This window comes from Actinomadura sp. ATCC 39365, from assembly GCF_054392275.1.
Genome location: NZ_CP184335.1, coordinates 5546639 through 5560482, shown reverse-complemented (window position 1 = coordinate 5560482; position 13844 = coordinate 5546639). Strand labels below are relative to the sequence as shown.

Below are 13844 nucleotides of genomic sequence, written 5' to 3'. Positions count from 1 at the left end.
AACGATGCTATTTTTCGTCCCCTCGGTACGTCATTGCGGTCAGGCGGCCCGCCTCCGGAAGGTTCCCTGGTCGGGCATGGCGCCGAAGCCGCAACTCGGGCAAGATGGACCAGCCCTTTTCTGTCTCCGCTTGGCCTGCGCGCACGACCGAGTCAATGTCATCATGGGCACACGGTGTGTGATTTCGGGTAGGAGGGACCGATGTCCGAGCCTTCCCCCGGTGCGGCCGCAAGCTGGCCGATCAGCCGAGACCTCGCGGGGCTGCGGGAGCTCGTCCGCCGGCACGCGCTCCAGGCCGGGCTCGCCTCCCAGCGCGGTGACGACCTCGCGCTCGCCGCCAACGAGGCCGTCACGAACGTTCTCGACCACGCGGGCGGGGCCGGCTGGGTGCACATCTGGGCCGACGACCACTTCCTCACGGTCGACGTCGGCGACCACGCGGGCCGCCTGCGGCCCGACGCCTGCCCCGACGCCCGTCCCCAGGTCGGGCCGGGCGGTTACGGCCTGTGGGTGATGCGCCGCCTCTGCGACGAGTTCGTCATCACCCAGACCAGCGCCTCCTCCCAGGTCCGCCTCCGTATGGCCCGCACCCACCCCTCCAACCCCTGACCCACCCCCGGCAATCGGCCGACCGGGGACGCCCCCGCTCGTGTCCCCATCAGCCACAGGGACGGCCCTCTCCCCCGCTCGCGACCTCGCCGCCCGTGAACCCATGGCGGCGGCGGGGGCCGAGTGTCGGTCAGGCGGATTCGCCCACGCTGCGCCGGTGCCATTCGGCCAGCTCGACGAGCAGCCCGTCGGCCGCGCCGCCGAACATCGCGGCCAGCTCCTCCGCGTCGTCGACCACCACCACGTGGTCCAGCAGGTCCGCGCGCAGCCGGGCCGCCCTCGGGTCGCCGGCGCCGTCCGGGTCGAAGGCGGTGGCGGCCAGGAACAGGCCGCCGACGCCGGCCAGCGCCGCGGTCTGCCGGGCCTGCGTGCCGAGCACCGTCGCCGCGTCCGCCGGTACGGCGGGCAGCGCCGGCCGCCCGTCGCGGAGCAGCAACGTCAGCGGACGGGCGGGCACCTGCTCCCCCACCTCGCCCGCCGGCACGTGGGGGCTCCCGTCGGCGTGCCGCGCCGCGTGCCGGGGACGCCCCCAGGGCACGCCATCGGCCTCGTCCTGCGCACTCGCGCGCGTGAACAGGCCGCCGTCGGCGTCGACGACGAGGTCCCCAGGCTGCCACTGCTCGCCATCAAGCGGAATGTGCGCATTCGTCATGCCTGAACGCTACGCCCTGGTTGCGACAAATCTTCGTGGCGTGCGGAGGCGCGAGCTGGGCATCTGTCAGGACATGGCGCAGGCGCAGGATTGGGGCAGGCCGCGGGTGGCGGTGTCGAGCTGCCTGCTCGGCGAGCCGGTACGGCACAACGGCGGGCACAGCCGCGCCCGTTTCCTGACGCAGGAGCTGGCGCCGTTCGTCGACTGGGTGCCGATCTGCCCCGAGATGGAGATCGGCCTCGGCGCGCCCCGCGAGACGCTGCGCCTGGAGCGTTCGCCCGCCGGTCCCCGCCTGATGACCCGGCAGAGCCGCCGCGACCTCACCTCCGCCATGGACGAGCTGGCCGCCGAACGTTCCCCGAGCCTGGCGGCCGACGGTTACGTGTTCAAGGCCAAGAGCCCGAGCTGCGGCATCCACGGCATCCCGCTCTACGCCGGTGACCACGCGGTGACCCGCGACAACCGGGGCCTGTTCGCCGACGCGGTGATCGAGGGCCACCCGCTGCTGCCCGTCGAGGACGAGGGGCGGCTCAACGACGCCGTCCTGCGGGAGGCGTTCGTCGAGCGCATCTTCGCCCACGCGCGGCTGCGCGAGCTGCTGGAGGGCGACTGGCGGCCGCGCGACCTGGTCGCCTTCCAGGCCCGGCACAAGATGCAGCTGCTGGCCCACTCCACCGAGGGCTACCGCGAGACCGGCCGCCTGGTCGCCGCCGCGGGCATCCGGCCGCGCGAGGAGCTGGCCGCGGAGTACGGCACGGCGTTCCGGCGGGCGATGGCGGTCAAGGCGTCGATCGGGCGCAACGTCAACGTGCTGCAGCACTGCCTCGGCATGCTCGGCGACGAGCTCGACCCGGTGCGCCGCGCCGACCTGGTCGAGGTCATCGGCTCGTACGCGGCGCACCGGGTGGCGCTGAGCGTGCCGCTGACGTTGCTGCGCCACCACGCCCGGGGCGAGGCGGCCACCTACGTCCAGGACCAGACGTACTTCTCCCCCTACCCGGAGGAGCTGGGCCTGCGGAACCACGTGGTGTGACCCCGCCGCGCCGGGCGGACCGGCGCGGCGGGGAGGGGCGCCTAAGTGGGGCTGGGCTCGGTCGGCAGCGGGCCGTCCGGCTCGGGGGCGGCGGACGTGCGCGGCGGCACATGGTGCACCCGCGCCGAGCCGATCTCGAAGTACAGCCCGACCAGCGTCAGCTGCCCGGCCCTGACCTGCTCGTCGACCTTGCGGTAGGTCCGCAGGTTCTCCAGCTGCTGCTGGATGTTGAGCCGGCACAGCGCGTCGAGGGCGGTGTCCTCGGCGGAGGTGTCGTGGCCGTCCTCGCCGAGCCGGTCGAGGCTGGGACGGCCGTGCCGGAGCCAGCGGCTGAGCTGCGGCAGGCCCTCGGTGGTCGCCGGGCCCTTCAGCAGCGCCGCCATCGCGCCGCAGCCGGAGTGGCCGCAGACGGTGATGGTGTGCACGTTCAGCACGCCGGTGGCGTACTCGATGGCGGCGGCCACCGAGTCGTCGTGCGGCTCGGAGCCGGCGCACGGCACGAGGTTGCCGATGTTGCGGACCGTGAACAGGTCGCCGGGCCCGCTGGAGGTGATCAGGCTGGGCACGACCCGGGAGTCGGCGCAGGTGATGAACAGGTGCGAGGGACGCTGCTGGGTGGCGAGCTGGGTGAAGATGGGCCGCAACAGCGGGGCCGTGCGCTTGTGGAACTCGTCCGCGCCCTGGGCCAGGCGGCAGTCGATCGCCGCCGTGGCCGACAGCGGACGGCCGCGGTGGGTCCACGGCAGCCACCAGCGGCCGGGCGCCTTGGGCGGGCTCTTGGCCGGGAACATGCGTCCGCCGCTGGCCGCCATCGTGTACCACTCGTCGTGCAGCTCGTCGATGGTGACGGTGCCGCCCAGGCGCTCGTGGTCCAGCCGCCAGGAGTGGATCGCGTCGAAGGCGGCGTTGTCCATGAAGTCGATGTTCAGGTCGAGGTCGACGGCGACGCCGGGTGGGATGGCGCGCAGTTCCTGGGTCAGCCGGGGCACGCCCAGGAAGGTGAGCGAGCCGGAGACCGTGGCGTGCATGACCCCGCCGGGTTCCTGCCGCTTGTCCACGGTCACCCGGGTCAGCCGCCGCAGCGCCAGCAGCGCGGCCAGCGCCAGCCCGGCCAGGACGCCCTCGGCCAGCCCGACCAGGATCACGCCGGACATGGTCATGACGTAGACGGGCACCTCGTTGTGGCCGTGGACCTTCCTGAGGTGGCCGAGGCTGATGGTCTTGATGCCGATGAAGACGAGCAGCGCGGCCAGCGCCTCCATCGGGATCAGCTTGATCGTCCAGCCCAGGCAGAGGGCGAACAGCAGCACCCAGACGCCGTGCAGGATCGCCGACCAGCGGGTGCGGGCGCCCGCCTGGATGTTGGTGGTGCTGCGCACGATCACGCCGGCGACCGGGAGCCCGCCGAGCACGCCGCTCACCATGTTGGCCACGCCCTGGCCGGTCAGCTCGCGGTCGAGGTCGGAGCGGGGGCCGGTGTGCATGCTGTCGGTGGCCACGCAGCACAGCAGCGACTCCGCCCCGGCCACCAGCGCCACCAGCAGCACGCCCATGGCGATGTGCTGCCAGTCGCCGGCCGGCAGCACCGGAGGCGCCCACGCGGTGATCGCGCCGGACAGGTCGATGCGGGTGACGTTCCAGCCGAACACCGCGGCGGTGACGGCGGCGGCGAGCAGCGCGGCCAGCGGCGCGGGGATCGCCCGGACGTGCTTGGGCATCCGGCTCCAGGCCAGCAGGACCGTGATGGTGAGGATGCCGACCATGACCTTGTGGCCGTGCAGGTCCATGATCTGGCTGGGCAGCTCGGCCAGGTTGGCCCACGGCGACTGCTCTGGGCTGCCGCCGAGGACGACGTGCAGCTGGGCGAGCGCGATGATGATGCCGACGCCGGCCAGCATGCCGTGGACGACCGCGGGCGAGACCGCGAGGGCGGCCCGGGCCGCCTTGAACGCGCCGAGCAGCACCTGCAGGCCGCCGGCCATGATCGTGATCAGGCAGGTGGCGCGCCAGCCGTAGGTCTGCACCAGACCGGCGATCACCACCGTCAGGCTCGCGGTCGGGCCGCTGACCTGCACCACCGAGCCGCCCAGCCGCCCGGCGACGATGCCGCCCACCGCGGCGGCGACGAGCCCGGCGGCCAGCGGCGCCCCCGCGGCCAGGGCGACGCCGAGCGAGAGGGGCACCGCGACGAGGAACACCACCAGCGATGCCGGCACATCGTGTCTGAGAGTACGCATGATGCTACTCTCCGTAGTTATATTCATGCGGCACACCTTAGTGCCAGATCAACCCCACGTCGGACGACGGTAAAACGCGCCGGACATGTCCCCTCTGTCCGGCGCGTCGCCCTTCCGTGTCGCCCTGCCGCGCCCCTACTGGGCCGCGTCCTCGCAACTCACCGTGACCAGGGCGAAGAACACGTGGGTGCGGGCGTCCTGGGAGACCACCGACTCGAACACCTCGCACGCCGTGAACCCGTGACGCAGCGCGTCGCGGCGGGCGTCGGACTCGGCGTCGGCGAGCGCGACGTTCTCGGCGAGGTCACGGCCGAAGCCGTCGAACAGCGTGCCCGTCGCGGCGGTGGCGGGCGCCGCGACGCCCGCCACGACGCCCGCCACGACGGCGGCCCCGGAACCGGCCAGGACCGCCGCGCCCAGCGCCGCCGGCAGCTTTCTTCTCAGGTACGTCATGGTCTCCCCCTGGATCGGGATGGGTGGGCCTGCACCCGTTGGGGCGTTCCAAGCCGTTCCATCCCGCGCCGTGGCTAGGAGGAGGCGCTGGGGATCTTCAAGGGGTCACGCGGGGCCTCGGCCTTGGCCTTGGCCATCTGCTCACCCAGCTCCTGCAGCCGGTTGCGTCCCATGGACTCGCGCACCTGCGGGAACCACTCCTTCTCCTCCTCCTCGACGTGGTGGCGGACGTTCTCCATGAGCACCGTCATCTTGGCGTCGTAGCGCTCGTCGGCCGGGTCGAGGTCCTTCAGCTCCGACAACATCCAGACGACGACGTGGTGCTCCTCGACGCTCTCCAGGATGTGGTCGGTGGTGTCGGGGGTGCCCGAGCGGGCGGCCGGGTAGAAGATCTTCTCCTCGATGTAGGTGTGCGCGGTCAGCTCCTCGATGACCTGCGCGACGATCTTCTGCTTGGTCTTGTGGGCGTCCTGGCCCGCCTTCTCGAACTCCTTGAACAGCTTCTCCACGGTCTTGTGGTCCTCTTTGAGCAGCACGATCGCGTCCATGGACGGCCTCCTTGGGGTCGGGACGCCCGGCGGGATCGAGGGATGCCGGGCGTCGGGTCCGCCCCAGGTACCCCGAGGTCAGGCGCTCACACCCGGCGCCTTCAGTGACGTTCCTGACGCGGCAGCACCACGTGGTTGACGATCACCTGGATGGCGGCGGCGACCGGGATCGCCAGCAGGGCGCCGACCACGCCGAGCAGGGCGCCGCCGATGAGGGCGGCCACGATGGTGGCGGCGGCCGGCACGTCCACGGACGACTTCATCACCTTGGGCGCGATCAGGTAGTTCTCGATCTGCTGGTAGACGATGAAGAAGATCAGGGTGGCGATGGCCACCGGGAGCGAGGCGAACAGCGCGACCAGCGTGGCGATGCCCGCGCCGATGAACGCGCCGATGAGCGGGATGAGGTCGGTGAGGGCCACGATGATCGCCAGGGCCAGCGCGTACGGCACCCCCGCGATCGACAGGAAGACGAACGTGGTCACGCCCGCGATCAGGGAGATGATCAGGTTGCCGGCCACGTAGCCGCCGACCCGGTTGAGTATCTCGTCGCCGAGCAGCCGGGCCCGGTCCCTGCGGCTCCGCGGGATCAGCCGGTAGCCGGTGCGCGTGATGGAGCGCAGCGCGCCCAGGAAGTACAGGGTGAGGATGAGCACGGTCAGCGTGGAGAACACGGCGCTGACCACGATCGAGGCGATGCCGAGCAGCCCGCCGAACACCTGCCGGCCGAGGTCGCCGCTGGTCAGGTACGCCTGCAGCCGCTCCAGGAGCTGGTAGCGCTGGTCCAGGTCGCGGATCTGCGGGTTGTTCTGCAACTGCTGGATGTAGGTGGGCAACTGCTCGGCGAACTGTCCCGCCTGCTCCGACAGCGCCGGGACGATCGCCATGGCGAACCCGGCGAACAGCACGATCACCGCCGTGAACACCGCGGTGATCGCCGCCCAGCGCGGCAGGCCGTGCTCCTCCAGCCATCGCACGGCGGGATCCAGGCCGACGGCCAGGAACAGCGACACGACGATCAGCAGGAGCATCGAGGCGCTGGCGGTGAGCGCCTGGACCAGCAGCCAGGCGGTCAGCACGCCGAGCGCGGCGGTGAACCCGAAGACGAAGGGCGTGCTGCCGAACGGCCGTCCGGGCCTGCCGAAGGGCAGGGCCGTCGTCTCCGGCCGGGGGCCGGAGACGTGGCCGTCGCGGCCGGCCGCGGACGCCGCGCCGGGTTCGCCCGGCGGGGCGGAGGAAGTGAACTGATCACCAGACATGGGGGCTCCTGAACCTGAGAAACCCCCTTCTCTGCCCGGCCGCGGCGGGGTCTATCGTCGCCGCCGCCGCCGGTGACGCCCCTCGCGGCCCGGACGGGGCCGCCGGGCTGCGCCCGTCCGGCGATCAGGGCGCTGACCTGCGCCGTTTCGCCGTACCGGGCAGGGGGTAGGCCGCTCATCCCGGGGCCGGCGGCCTCACCGGCCGGCCGGTGCCCCCGTCGCGGGGGCCGGGCAGCACACGAGCCAAGGAAGAACGGCATGGGGGAACCGCAGCAGGTGCAGGTCGAGATCCTCGACCAGGTCGCCATCGAGGACCTGATCGGGAAGGTGGAGGACGTCGCCAGGCAACCGGGCGCGGCCGACCGGGTGGCCCGGTGGCGGGCCGAGCACGGCACCGAGCACGCCACGCCCAAGGCCCGCTCGTTCGTCGTCGTGGGTCCGACGTTGATGTTCCTGCACCCGTGCCCCGACGGCGTCGTCCTGCCGTTCGCCGCCTACCCGGACGGGACGGTGAAGGTCTACACCGATCCCGAGCACGCCGGGCTGAGCTTCTACCGCGACTCCGGCGGATAGGCGTGTCCGGCATGGGGCCCGGCCAAAGGGGTACATCGTGGTTGCGGTCAACCCCCCGCAGGCGGCGCTCGTGCGAGCGGGCCCGCGCTGTGGCCTCGTCACCGGCCTCACACCACACGAAGGCACGAACATGAGGACATCACCACGGGGCCCGCGAGCGCTGCTGCCCCTCCTGTCGGCCCTGTGCGTGCTGGCGCTGCTGCCGGCCTGCAACCCGGGGCAGCGGGAGTCGCCCCTTCCGCAGGGCACGGCGCGTGAGGGGCTGGTCGACGGGCAGGTGGGGGCGATGCGGCTGTTGCACGTCCACATCCTGGCCCCGTCCATGGAACAGCAGAAGGCGGGCGACGATCTCGGCCTCTACCTGACGTTGGTCAACGAGAGCGACCAGCCCCAGAAGCTCGACGGCGTCAGCACCGTGCACGCCAGGAAGGTCGTCTACCGCGCGGGGCCGGGCGCGGCGCAGGAGGAGGTCAACGTGACCGTCCCGGCTCGCTCGACCGTCTCGCTCCAGGAGGGGCAGAGCCGCCCGCACCTGGAGATCCTCGACATCGACCGCCCGCTCGGCGCCACGCCGATCGACGTCACCTTCCGCCTGACCACCGGCACGACCACCCTGCGCATCCCGGTGCTGCCGCTGGAGCGGGGCGCCGGCACACCCCTCCCTGGCCACAGCTGACCCGGACCGGGACGGACGCTACCGGTAGTGGGTCCTCGCGTACTCGTCCTTCCTGGCCTCGCCTTCGATGACCGACGACCTGCGCCTGCACGTCTACGGCAGGCGGCGTACACAGGAGCGGCGTCCTTGCAGTGCTTCCCCCTGAGGCCGGAGGACTCGCAGGACCGGTAGGGGGCCCGCGACACGCCCGGCACGCCGGCGGCCCTGCCGCTCTCGCTCCTTGCCGGCCCGTCCGCCACGGCCGCGGCGGAGCCGGCGTACCGGGCGTCGCGTAGAGGAAGGCGATGCCCAGCAGGGCCGTCAGCGCGACGCGGGCCAGCCCTGCCCGGATCGATGTCCGGCGTTCGATCCGCCTCAACGAGGGCCCCATCGCCCGCCTCCGCCTCCCGTTCCCCCGTGCCGGGACGGCGGTCAGGAATCGAGAAGCGTCGTCCGGGCCGGCGGAACTAGCGTGACCGGCATGGACATCACCATCCACTCCAGCTACCTCCCCCACGACGACCCGGACGCCTCCCTCGCCTTCTACCGCGACGCCCTCGGCTTCGAGGTGCGCAGCGACGTCGGCTACGACGGGAAACGCTGGATCACGGTCGGCCCCGCGGGCCAGCCCGGCACGTCGATCGTGCTGCAGCCACCCGTCCCCGACGGTTGCGGCATCACCGAGGACGAGCGCCGCACCATCGTCGAGATGATGGCCAAGGGCACCTTCGCCGGCATCAACCTGTCGACCGACGACCTCGACGCCGTCTTCGACCGGCTCGCGGCGAACGGCGCGGAGATCGTCCAGGAGCCGGCCGAGCAGCCGTACGGGGTGCGCGACTGCGCCGTGCGGGACCCGGCGGGCAACCTGATCCGCATCAACCAGCGGCTCTGAGGCGGCGAGGTCAGGGGCCGGCCGGGTCGAGGAACCGGCGCGCGCCGCGCAGCCTGGTCCGCAGCAGCCGCTGGGTGGCGGCGCAGTCGAGGCGCACGTCCAGCGGGCCGGGCACGCCCGACTCCGCGCGCCGGCCCGCCGGGAGCAGGGCCGGGTCGAGCCCGTCGCGGCGGGCGATGAGCAGGCCCAGCTCGTACCGGCTCACCGCGTCGGCCCCGGCGACGTGGCGGACGCCGGGCGGGCCGGCGGCGGCCAGTTCGAGCAGGGCCGCGGCGAGGTCGGCGACGTGCACCGGGCATCGCACGTCGTCGGTGAACAGCACGCCCTTCGTCGCGCCGGTGGCCAGGGCGTGCACCAGGGCCTCGTGCGACGAGCCGCCGCCGCCGACGATCAGCGACGTCCTGGCGATCACCGCGTCCGGCGCGACCGCGGCCACGACGGTCTCGGCGGCCGCCTTGGCCGCGCCGTACGGGGTGATCGGGTCGGGGAGGCACGTCTCGTCGTAGCGGACCGCCGCGCCGGAGAAGACCGTGTCGCTGGAGACGTGCACCAGGCGGCTGCCCGCCGCGGCGGCGGCCAGGGCGACGTTCGCGGCCCCGGTGGCCGTGGTCGCCCAGTCGTGCTGCCGGAAGGCGGCGTTGACGACCGCCTCCGGCCGGACCGCGGCGACCAGCGCCTCGACGTCGGCGCGGCGGCGCACGTCGAGCGGCGCCCAGGCGACGCCGGCCGTCTTCCCAGGACGGGTGTGGCAGGTCGCGGTCACCTCGTGCCCGGCCGCCGCGCCCCGCCGGACGAGTTCGGCGCCCAGGAAGCCGCTGCCGCCGACGACGAGCAGCCTCATGCGGACGTGGCGCCGACGTAGGCCGCCAGGTGCTCGCCCGTCAGGGTGGAGCGGGCGGCGACGAGGTCGGCGGGGGTGCCCTCGAAGACGACCCGGCCGCCGTCGTGACCGGCGCCGGGGCCGAGGTCGACGATCCAGTCGGCGTGCGCCATGACCGCCTGGTGGTGCTCGATGACGATCACCGACTTGCCGCCGTCGACGAGCCGGTCGAGCAGGCCGAGCAGCTGCTCGACGTCGGCGAGGTGCAGGCCGGTGGTGGGCTCGTCGAGCACGTAGACGTCGCCGCTCTTCTCGGCCATCTGGGTGGCCAGCTTGAGCCGCTGCCGCTCGCCGCCGGACAGCGTGGTGAGCGGCTGGCCGAGGCTGAGGTAGCCGAGCCCGACGTCGGCGAGCCGGCCGAGGATGGCGTGCGCTGGCGGGGTGCGCGCCTCGCCCGTGCCGAAGAACTCCTCGGCCTCGGTCACCGGCATCGCCAGCACCTCGCTGATGTTCCGGCCGCCGAAGCGGTACTCCAGCACCTCGGCCTGGAAGCGCCTGCCCTCGCACTCGTCGCACACGGTGGCGACGCCGGCCATCACGCCCAGGTCGGTGTAGAGGACGCCGGTGCCGTTGCAGTTGGGGCAGGCGCCCTCGGAGTTGGCGCTGAACAGGGCCGGCTTGACGCCGTTGGCCTTGGCGAACGCCTTGCGGATCGGGTCGAGCAGGCCGGTGTAGGTCGCCGGGTTGCTCCGCCGCGAGCCGCGGATCGGGCTCTGGTCGATCGACACCACGCCCGCGCCGGCCGGGACGGACCCGTGCACGAGCGAGCTCTTGCCGGAGCCGGCCACGCCGGTGACGACGACCAGCACCCCGAGCGGGATGTCGACGTCGACGTCGCGCAGGTTGTGCTTGTTCGCCCCGCGGATCTCCAGGGCGCCGGTGGGCTTGCGCACCTCCTCCTTCAGGGCGGCCCGGTCGTCGAGGTGCCGGCCGGTGACGGTGCCGCTGGCCCGCAGCCCCTCGACGGTGCCCTCGAAGCAGACGGTGCCGCCCTCGGTGCCGGCGCCGGGGCCGAGGTCGACGACGTGGTCGGCGATGGCGATGGCCTCCGGCTTGTGCTCGACGACGAGCACGGTGTTGCCCTTGTCGCGCAGCCTGGCCAGCAGGCCGTTCATCCGCTGGATGTCGTGGGGGTGCAGGCCGATGGTGGGCTCGTCGAAGACGTAGGTGGTGTCGGTGAGGGACGAGCCGAGGTGGCGGATCATCTTGACGCGCTGCGCCTCGCCGCCCGACAGCGTGCCGGCCGGCCGGTCGAGCGACAGGTAGCCCAGCCCGATCTCGACGAAGGAGTCGAGCGTACGGCCGAGCGTGGCCAGCAGCGGCGCCACGGACGGCTGGTCGAGGCCGCGGATCCACTCGGCCAGGTCGGTGATCTGCATCCGGCACGCGTCGGCGATGCTGACGCCGTCGATCTTCGAGGACCGGGCCTCCGGGCTGAGCCGGGTGCCGTCGCACTCGGGGCAGGTGGTGAAGGTGACCGCCCGTTCGACGAAGGCGCGGATGTGCGGCTGCATGCCCTCCTTGTCCTTCGACAGGAACGTCTTCTGGATCTTCGGGATCAGGCCCTCGTAGGTGAGGTTGACGCCCTCGACCTTGACCTTGGTCGGCTCCCGGTAGAGGAAGTCCCGCATCTCCTGCTCGGTGAAGTCGCGGATCGGCTTGTCGGGGTCGAGCAGCCCCGACTCGGCGTAGACGCGCACGGTCCAGAAGCTGTCGGACTTCCAGCCGGGGATGGTGAAGGCGCCGCCGGCCAGCGACTTGGAGTCGTCGTAGAGCTGGGTGAGGTCGATGTCGGAGACCGTGCCGCGGCCCTCGCAGCGGGGGCACATGCCGCCCAGGCGGGTGAAGCTCTGCCGGACCGTCTTGCTGGAGCCGCGCTCGACGGTGATCGCGCCGCTCGCGCGGACCGAGGGCACGTTGAAGGAGTAGGCGTTGGGCGAGCCGATGTGCGGCCGGCCGAGCCGGCTGAACAGGATGCGCAGCATGGCGTTGGCGTCGGTGGCGGTGCCGACCGTGGAGCGGGGGTCGGCGCCCATCCGCTGCTGGTCGACGATGATCGCGGTGGTCAGCCCCTCCAGGACGTCGACCTCGGGCCGGGCCAGCGTCGGCATGAACCCCTGGACGAACGTGCTGTAGGTCTCGTTGATCAGCCGCTGCGACTCGGCGGCGATCGTGGCGAACACCAGCGAGCTCTTGCCCGAGCCGGACACGCCGGTGAACACGGTCAGCCGGCGCTTGGGGATCTCGACGCTGATGTCCTTGAGGTTGTTCTCGCGCGCGCCGTGGACGCGGATCAGATCGTGGCTGTCGGCGATCTGCCGCTCGGGCGGCGTGTGCGTGCTCATCGTTTCTCCATCTCTCGCGCGAGCCCCCGTAGGCGTCGCCCGGCCGCATCCGGCCAGGTACGAGGGTATGGCCTCACGATATCGGCGGGCGCGGGGCGGGCGCTTCTCCGATCCTGACCGGTGGGCCCGTCCCGCCGCGGAGAGACGGTTCAGGAGCGGGCGCCGTCGATGAAGTCGAGCAGGTCCCGGTTGAGGCGGTCGGCGTGGGTGATGAAGACGCCGTGCCCGGCCCCGGCGTACTCGTGGTAGACGTTGCCCGGCACCAGCTTCGCCAGCCGCCGCCCGCACAACCAGACGGGGGCCGAGGCGTCGGCGTCGCCGTGGATGATCAGGGTCGGCACCCTGATGGCGGCGCTCTCCTCGCGCAGGTCGGTGCAGACGCCCGTCCTGACGACCTCGTGGGCGGCCTTGGCCGAGCAGTCGAGGCAGCGCTGCACGGTCCACTCGACGAGCTCGCTGGAGATCTGGTTGCCCAGGTGCGTGGCGAAGAACGCCTGCGCGTTCTGGGCCAGCCACCTCGGGCGGTCCTTGGCGCGGACGGCCGCCACTGCGTCGAAACGGTCCTGGTCGATGCCGTCGGGGTTGTCGGGCGTCCTGACGGCCAGCGGCGCGGTGGGCGAGATCAGCACGATCCGGCTCACCCGGTCGTCCCCGTGGCGGGTCAGGTAGCGGATCACCTCACCGCAGCCCATCGAGTGCGCCACCAGCGTCACCCCGCGCAGGTCGAGGTGGTCGAGCAGCGCCGCCAGGTCGTCGGCGAGGTTGTCGTAGTCGTATCCGTGGCCGGCCCAGTCGGAGCGGCCGTGCCCGCGCTTGTCGAAGGCGACGCAGCGCAGCCCCCGCTCCGACAGCGGCATCATCTGGAACTCCCACGAGCTGCTGCTGAGCCAGGCGCCGGCCACGAACACGACGGGCTCGCCCTGCCCCCAGTCGGTGTAGAACAGGCTCGTCCCGTCGTGGCTGTCGAAGTACGGCATGTGGTCCTCCCGGACGTCTCTCGCTTACGGGAGAACTCTCGCGCGGCGCGGGTCATGCCGTCGATTACGTGCCAGGTAATGCCACGGCCTACGCGGCGGGCGCCAGCCCCCGCGCCAGCACGTCGAACGCCTGGTCCACGGCCGCGACGTGATCGGCGAGCACGTCGGCGGCCCCCTCCCCGGCCAGCTGCCGGGCCGCGGTGGCCAGGAAGGCCGAGCGGAAGGCGCCGACGACCAGCGCCGCGGTCAACCGGCCGGGCAGCCCTTCGCCGCACTCGTCGACCAGGGCCGCGAGCACGGCCTCCAGCTCGTCGGCGATCTCCCTGGCGCGCGCCCGCAGCGCCGCGGAGCCGATCACCACCCGGAAGAAGTGCACGAACCGGTCGTCGACCCCGCCGAGCGGGTGGCCCGCGCGCGCGTGCCGGACGAGCATGTCCCGCAGCGCCGACAGCACCGGCTCGCCCGGCCGGCGGCCCCGGACGGTGTCGGTGACCAGGTCGACCAGCTCGGGGACGCGGTCGAAGAAGATGTCCTCCTTGCGGGGGAAGTAGTTGAACACCGTCACCTTGGAGACGTCCGCCGCCTCGGCGATCTCGCCGATGGTCACCTCATCGAAGCCGCGTTCGTAGAACAACATCGAGCCGTGGTCGGAGATGCGCCTGCGGGTCTCGGCCTTCTTGCGTTCGCGGAGCGATGGAGTCTCTTTCACGAGAAAAGTATATCGCACT

At 72.4% G+C, this 13844-nt stretch carries 14 protein-coding genes; 5 read left to right on the top strand and 9 right to left on the bottom strand.

The window, feature by feature from the left end:
* The first annotated feature begins 201 nt into the window (after positions 1-201).
* Entirely contained in the window at positions 202-609 is a 408-nt protein-coding gene (locus ACNF49_RS27215) for an ATP-binding protein (protein ID WP_357980874.1), read from the top strand.
* A 130-nt stretch (positions 610-739) separates the two neighbouring features.
* Here the strand turns inward: ACNF49_RS27215 and ACNF49_RS27210 are convergent, their stop codons facing one another.
* Positions 740-1261, bottom strand: a complete 522-nt coding sequence (locus ACNF49_RS27210) for a hypothetical protein (protein ID WP_482945459.1) — start codon at positions 1259-1261, stop codon at positions 740-742.
* A gap of 73 nt (positions 1262-1334) precedes the next feature.
* Between ACNF49_RS27210 and ACNF49_RS27205 the strand changes: the two genes are divergently transcribed.
* On the top strand, positions 1335-2294 hold the full coding sequence (locus ACNF49_RS27205) for a YbgA family protein (protein ID WP_357981300.1): 960 nt from the start codon (positions 1335-1337) through the stop codon (positions 2292-2294).
* 41 nt (positions 2295-2335) lie between these two features.
* Here ACNF49_RS27205 and ACNF49_RS27200 read toward each other — a convergent pair whose 3' ends face one another.
* From ACNF49_RS27200 to ACNF49_RS27185, 4 genes are all read right to left on the bottom strand, one after another.
* Positions 2336-4531 carry a SulP family inorganic anion transporter gene (locus ACNF49_RS27200; protein WP_482945458.1) on the bottom strand — a complete coding sequence of 732 codons (2196 nt, stop codon included), beginning with the start codon at positions 4529-4531 and terminating at the stop codon, positions 2336-2338.
* Between the two features lie 135 nt (positions 4532-4666).
* Entirely contained in the window at positions 4667-4984 is a 318-nt protein-coding gene (locus ACNF49_RS27195; protein WP_482945457.1) for a hypothetical protein, read from the bottom strand.
* Positions 4985-5058: 74 nt separating this feature from the next.
* Positions 5059-5532, bottom strand: coding sequence for a hemerythrin domain-containing protein (locus ACNF49_RS27190; protein ID WP_357980919.1), 474 nt, complete (start codon positions 5530-5532; stop codon positions 5059-5061).
* 101 nt (positions 5533-5633) lie between these two features.
* Positions 5634-6791 (bottom strand): AI-2E family transporter, encoded by a 1158-nt coding sequence (locus ACNF49_RS27185; RefSeq protein WP_482945456.1) that lies wholly within the window; start codon positions 6789-6791, stop codon positions 5634-5636.
* A gap of 258 nt (positions 6792-7049) precedes the next feature.
* Here ACNF49_RS27185 and ACNF49_RS27180 point away from each other — a divergent pair, with 258 nt between their 5' ends.
* The 3 genes from ACNF49_RS27180 (at position 7050) to ACNF49_RS27170 (ending at position 8914) form a co-directional block, all read left to right on the top strand.
* Complete coding sequence (locus ACNF49_RS27180; protein ID WP_352363572.1) at positions 7050-7364, top strand: hypothetical protein; 315 nt, start codon at positions 7050-7052, stop codon at positions 7362-7364.
* 130 nt (positions 7365-7494) lie between these two features.
* The gene (locus ACNF49_RS27175; protein WP_482945455.1) at positions 7495-8040 is read left to right on the top strand and encodes a copper chaperone PCu(A)C; all 546 of its coding nucleotides are present in this window, start codon (positions 7495-7497) and stop codon (positions 8038-8040) included.
* A 460-nt stretch (positions 8041-8500) separates the two neighbouring features.
* Complete coding sequence (locus ACNF49_RS27170) at positions 8501-8914, top strand: VOC family protein (RefSeq protein WP_357980929.1); 414 nt, start codon at positions 8501-8503, stop codon at positions 8912-8914.
* Positions 8915-8924: 10 nt separating this feature from the next.
* Here the strand turns inward: ACNF49_RS27170 and ACNF49_RS27165 are convergent, their stop codons facing one another.
* The 4 genes from ACNF49_RS27165 to ACNF49_RS27150 form a co-directional block, all read right to left on the bottom strand.
* Positions 8925-9755 carry a sugar nucleotide-binding protein gene (locus ACNF49_RS27165; protein ID WP_482945454.1) on the bottom strand — a complete coding sequence of 277 codons (831 nt, stop codon included), beginning with the start codon at positions 9753-9755 and terminating at the stop codon, positions 8925-8927.
* A complete protein-coding gene (locus ACNF49_RS27160) occupies positions 9752-12139 on the bottom strand; it encodes an ATP-binding cassette domain-containing protein (protein ID WP_482945453.1) in 2388 nt (795 codons plus the stop codon). The genes ACNF49_RS27165 and ACNF49_RS27160 overlap by 4 nt, the downstream gene beginning before the upstream one ends.
* 149 nt (positions 12140-12288) lie before the next feature.
* Entirely contained in the window at positions 12289-13116 is an 828-nt protein-coding gene (locus tag ACNF49_RS27155; RefSeq protein WP_482945452.1) for an alpha/beta fold hydrolase, read from the bottom strand.
* 88 nt (positions 13117-13204) lie between these two features.
* Positions 13205-13825 carry a TetR/AcrR family transcriptional regulator gene (locus ACNF49_RS27150; RefSeq protein WP_482945451.1) on the bottom strand — a complete coding sequence of 207 codons (621 nt, stop codon included), beginning with the start codon at positions 13823-13825 and terminating at the stop codon, positions 13205-13207.
* Positions 13826-13844 lie beyond the last annotated feature (19 nt).

What these genes read in the sequence shown, in the direction of transcription:
- ACNF49_RS27180 (WP_352363572.1), top strand. Translation starts at nt 7,050, where the DNA reads ATGGGGGAACCGCAGCAGGTGCAGGTCGAGATCCTCGACCAGGTCGCC.
- ACNF49_RS27190 (WP_357980919.1), bottom strand. Translation starts at nt 5,532, where the DNA reads ATGGACGCGATCGTGCTGCTCAAAGAGGACCACAAGACCGTGGAGAAG.
- ACNF49_RS27155 (WP_482945452.1), bottom strand. Translation starts at nt 13,116, where the DNA reads ATGCCGTACTTCGACAGCCACGACGGGACGAGCCTGTTCTACACCGAC.
- ACNF49_RS27195 (WP_482945457.1), bottom strand. Translation starts at nt 4,984, where the DNA reads ATGACGTACCTGAGAAGAAAGCTGCCGGCGGCGCTGGGCGCGGCGGTC.
- ACNF49_RS27160 (WP_482945453.1), bottom strand. Translation starts at nt 12,139, where the DNA reads ATGAGCACGCACACGCCGCCCGAGCGGCAGATCGCCGACAGCCACGAT.
- ACNF49_RS27170 (WP_357980929.1), top strand. Translation starts at nt 8,501, where the DNA reads ATGGACATCACCATCCACTCCAGCTACCTCCCCCACGACGACCCGGAC.
- ACNF49_RS27175 (WP_482945455.1), top strand. Translation starts at nt 7,495, where the DNA reads ATGAGGACATCACCACGGGGCCCGCGAGCGCTGCTGCCCCTCCTGTCG.
- ACNF49_RS27210 (WP_482945459.1), bottom strand. Translation starts at nt 1,261, where the DNA reads ATGACGAATGCGCACATTCCGCTTGATGGCGAGCAGTGGCAGCCTGGG.
- ACNF49_RS27205 (WP_357981300.1), top strand. Translation starts at nt 1,335, where the DNA reads ATGGCGCAGGCGCAGGATTGGGGCAGGCCGCGGGTGGCGGTGTCGAGC.
- ACNF49_RS27200 (WP_482945458.1), bottom strand. Translation starts at nt 4,531, where the DNA reads ATGCGTACTCTCAGACACGATGTGCCGGCATCGCTGGTGGTGTTCCTC.
- ACNF49_RS27185 (WP_482945456.1), bottom strand. Translation starts at nt 6,791, where the DNA reads ATGTCTGGTGATCAGTTCACTTCCTCCGCCCCGCCGGGCGAACCCGGC.
- ACNF49_RS27215 (WP_357980874.1), top strand. Translation starts at nt 202, where the DNA reads ATGTCCGAGCCTTCCCCCGGTGCGGCCGCAAGCTGGCCGATCAGCCGA.
- ACNF49_RS27165 (WP_482945454.1), bottom strand. Translation starts at nt 9,755, where the DNA reads ATGAGGCTGCTCGTCGTCGGCGGCAGCGGCTTCCTGGGCGCCGAACTC.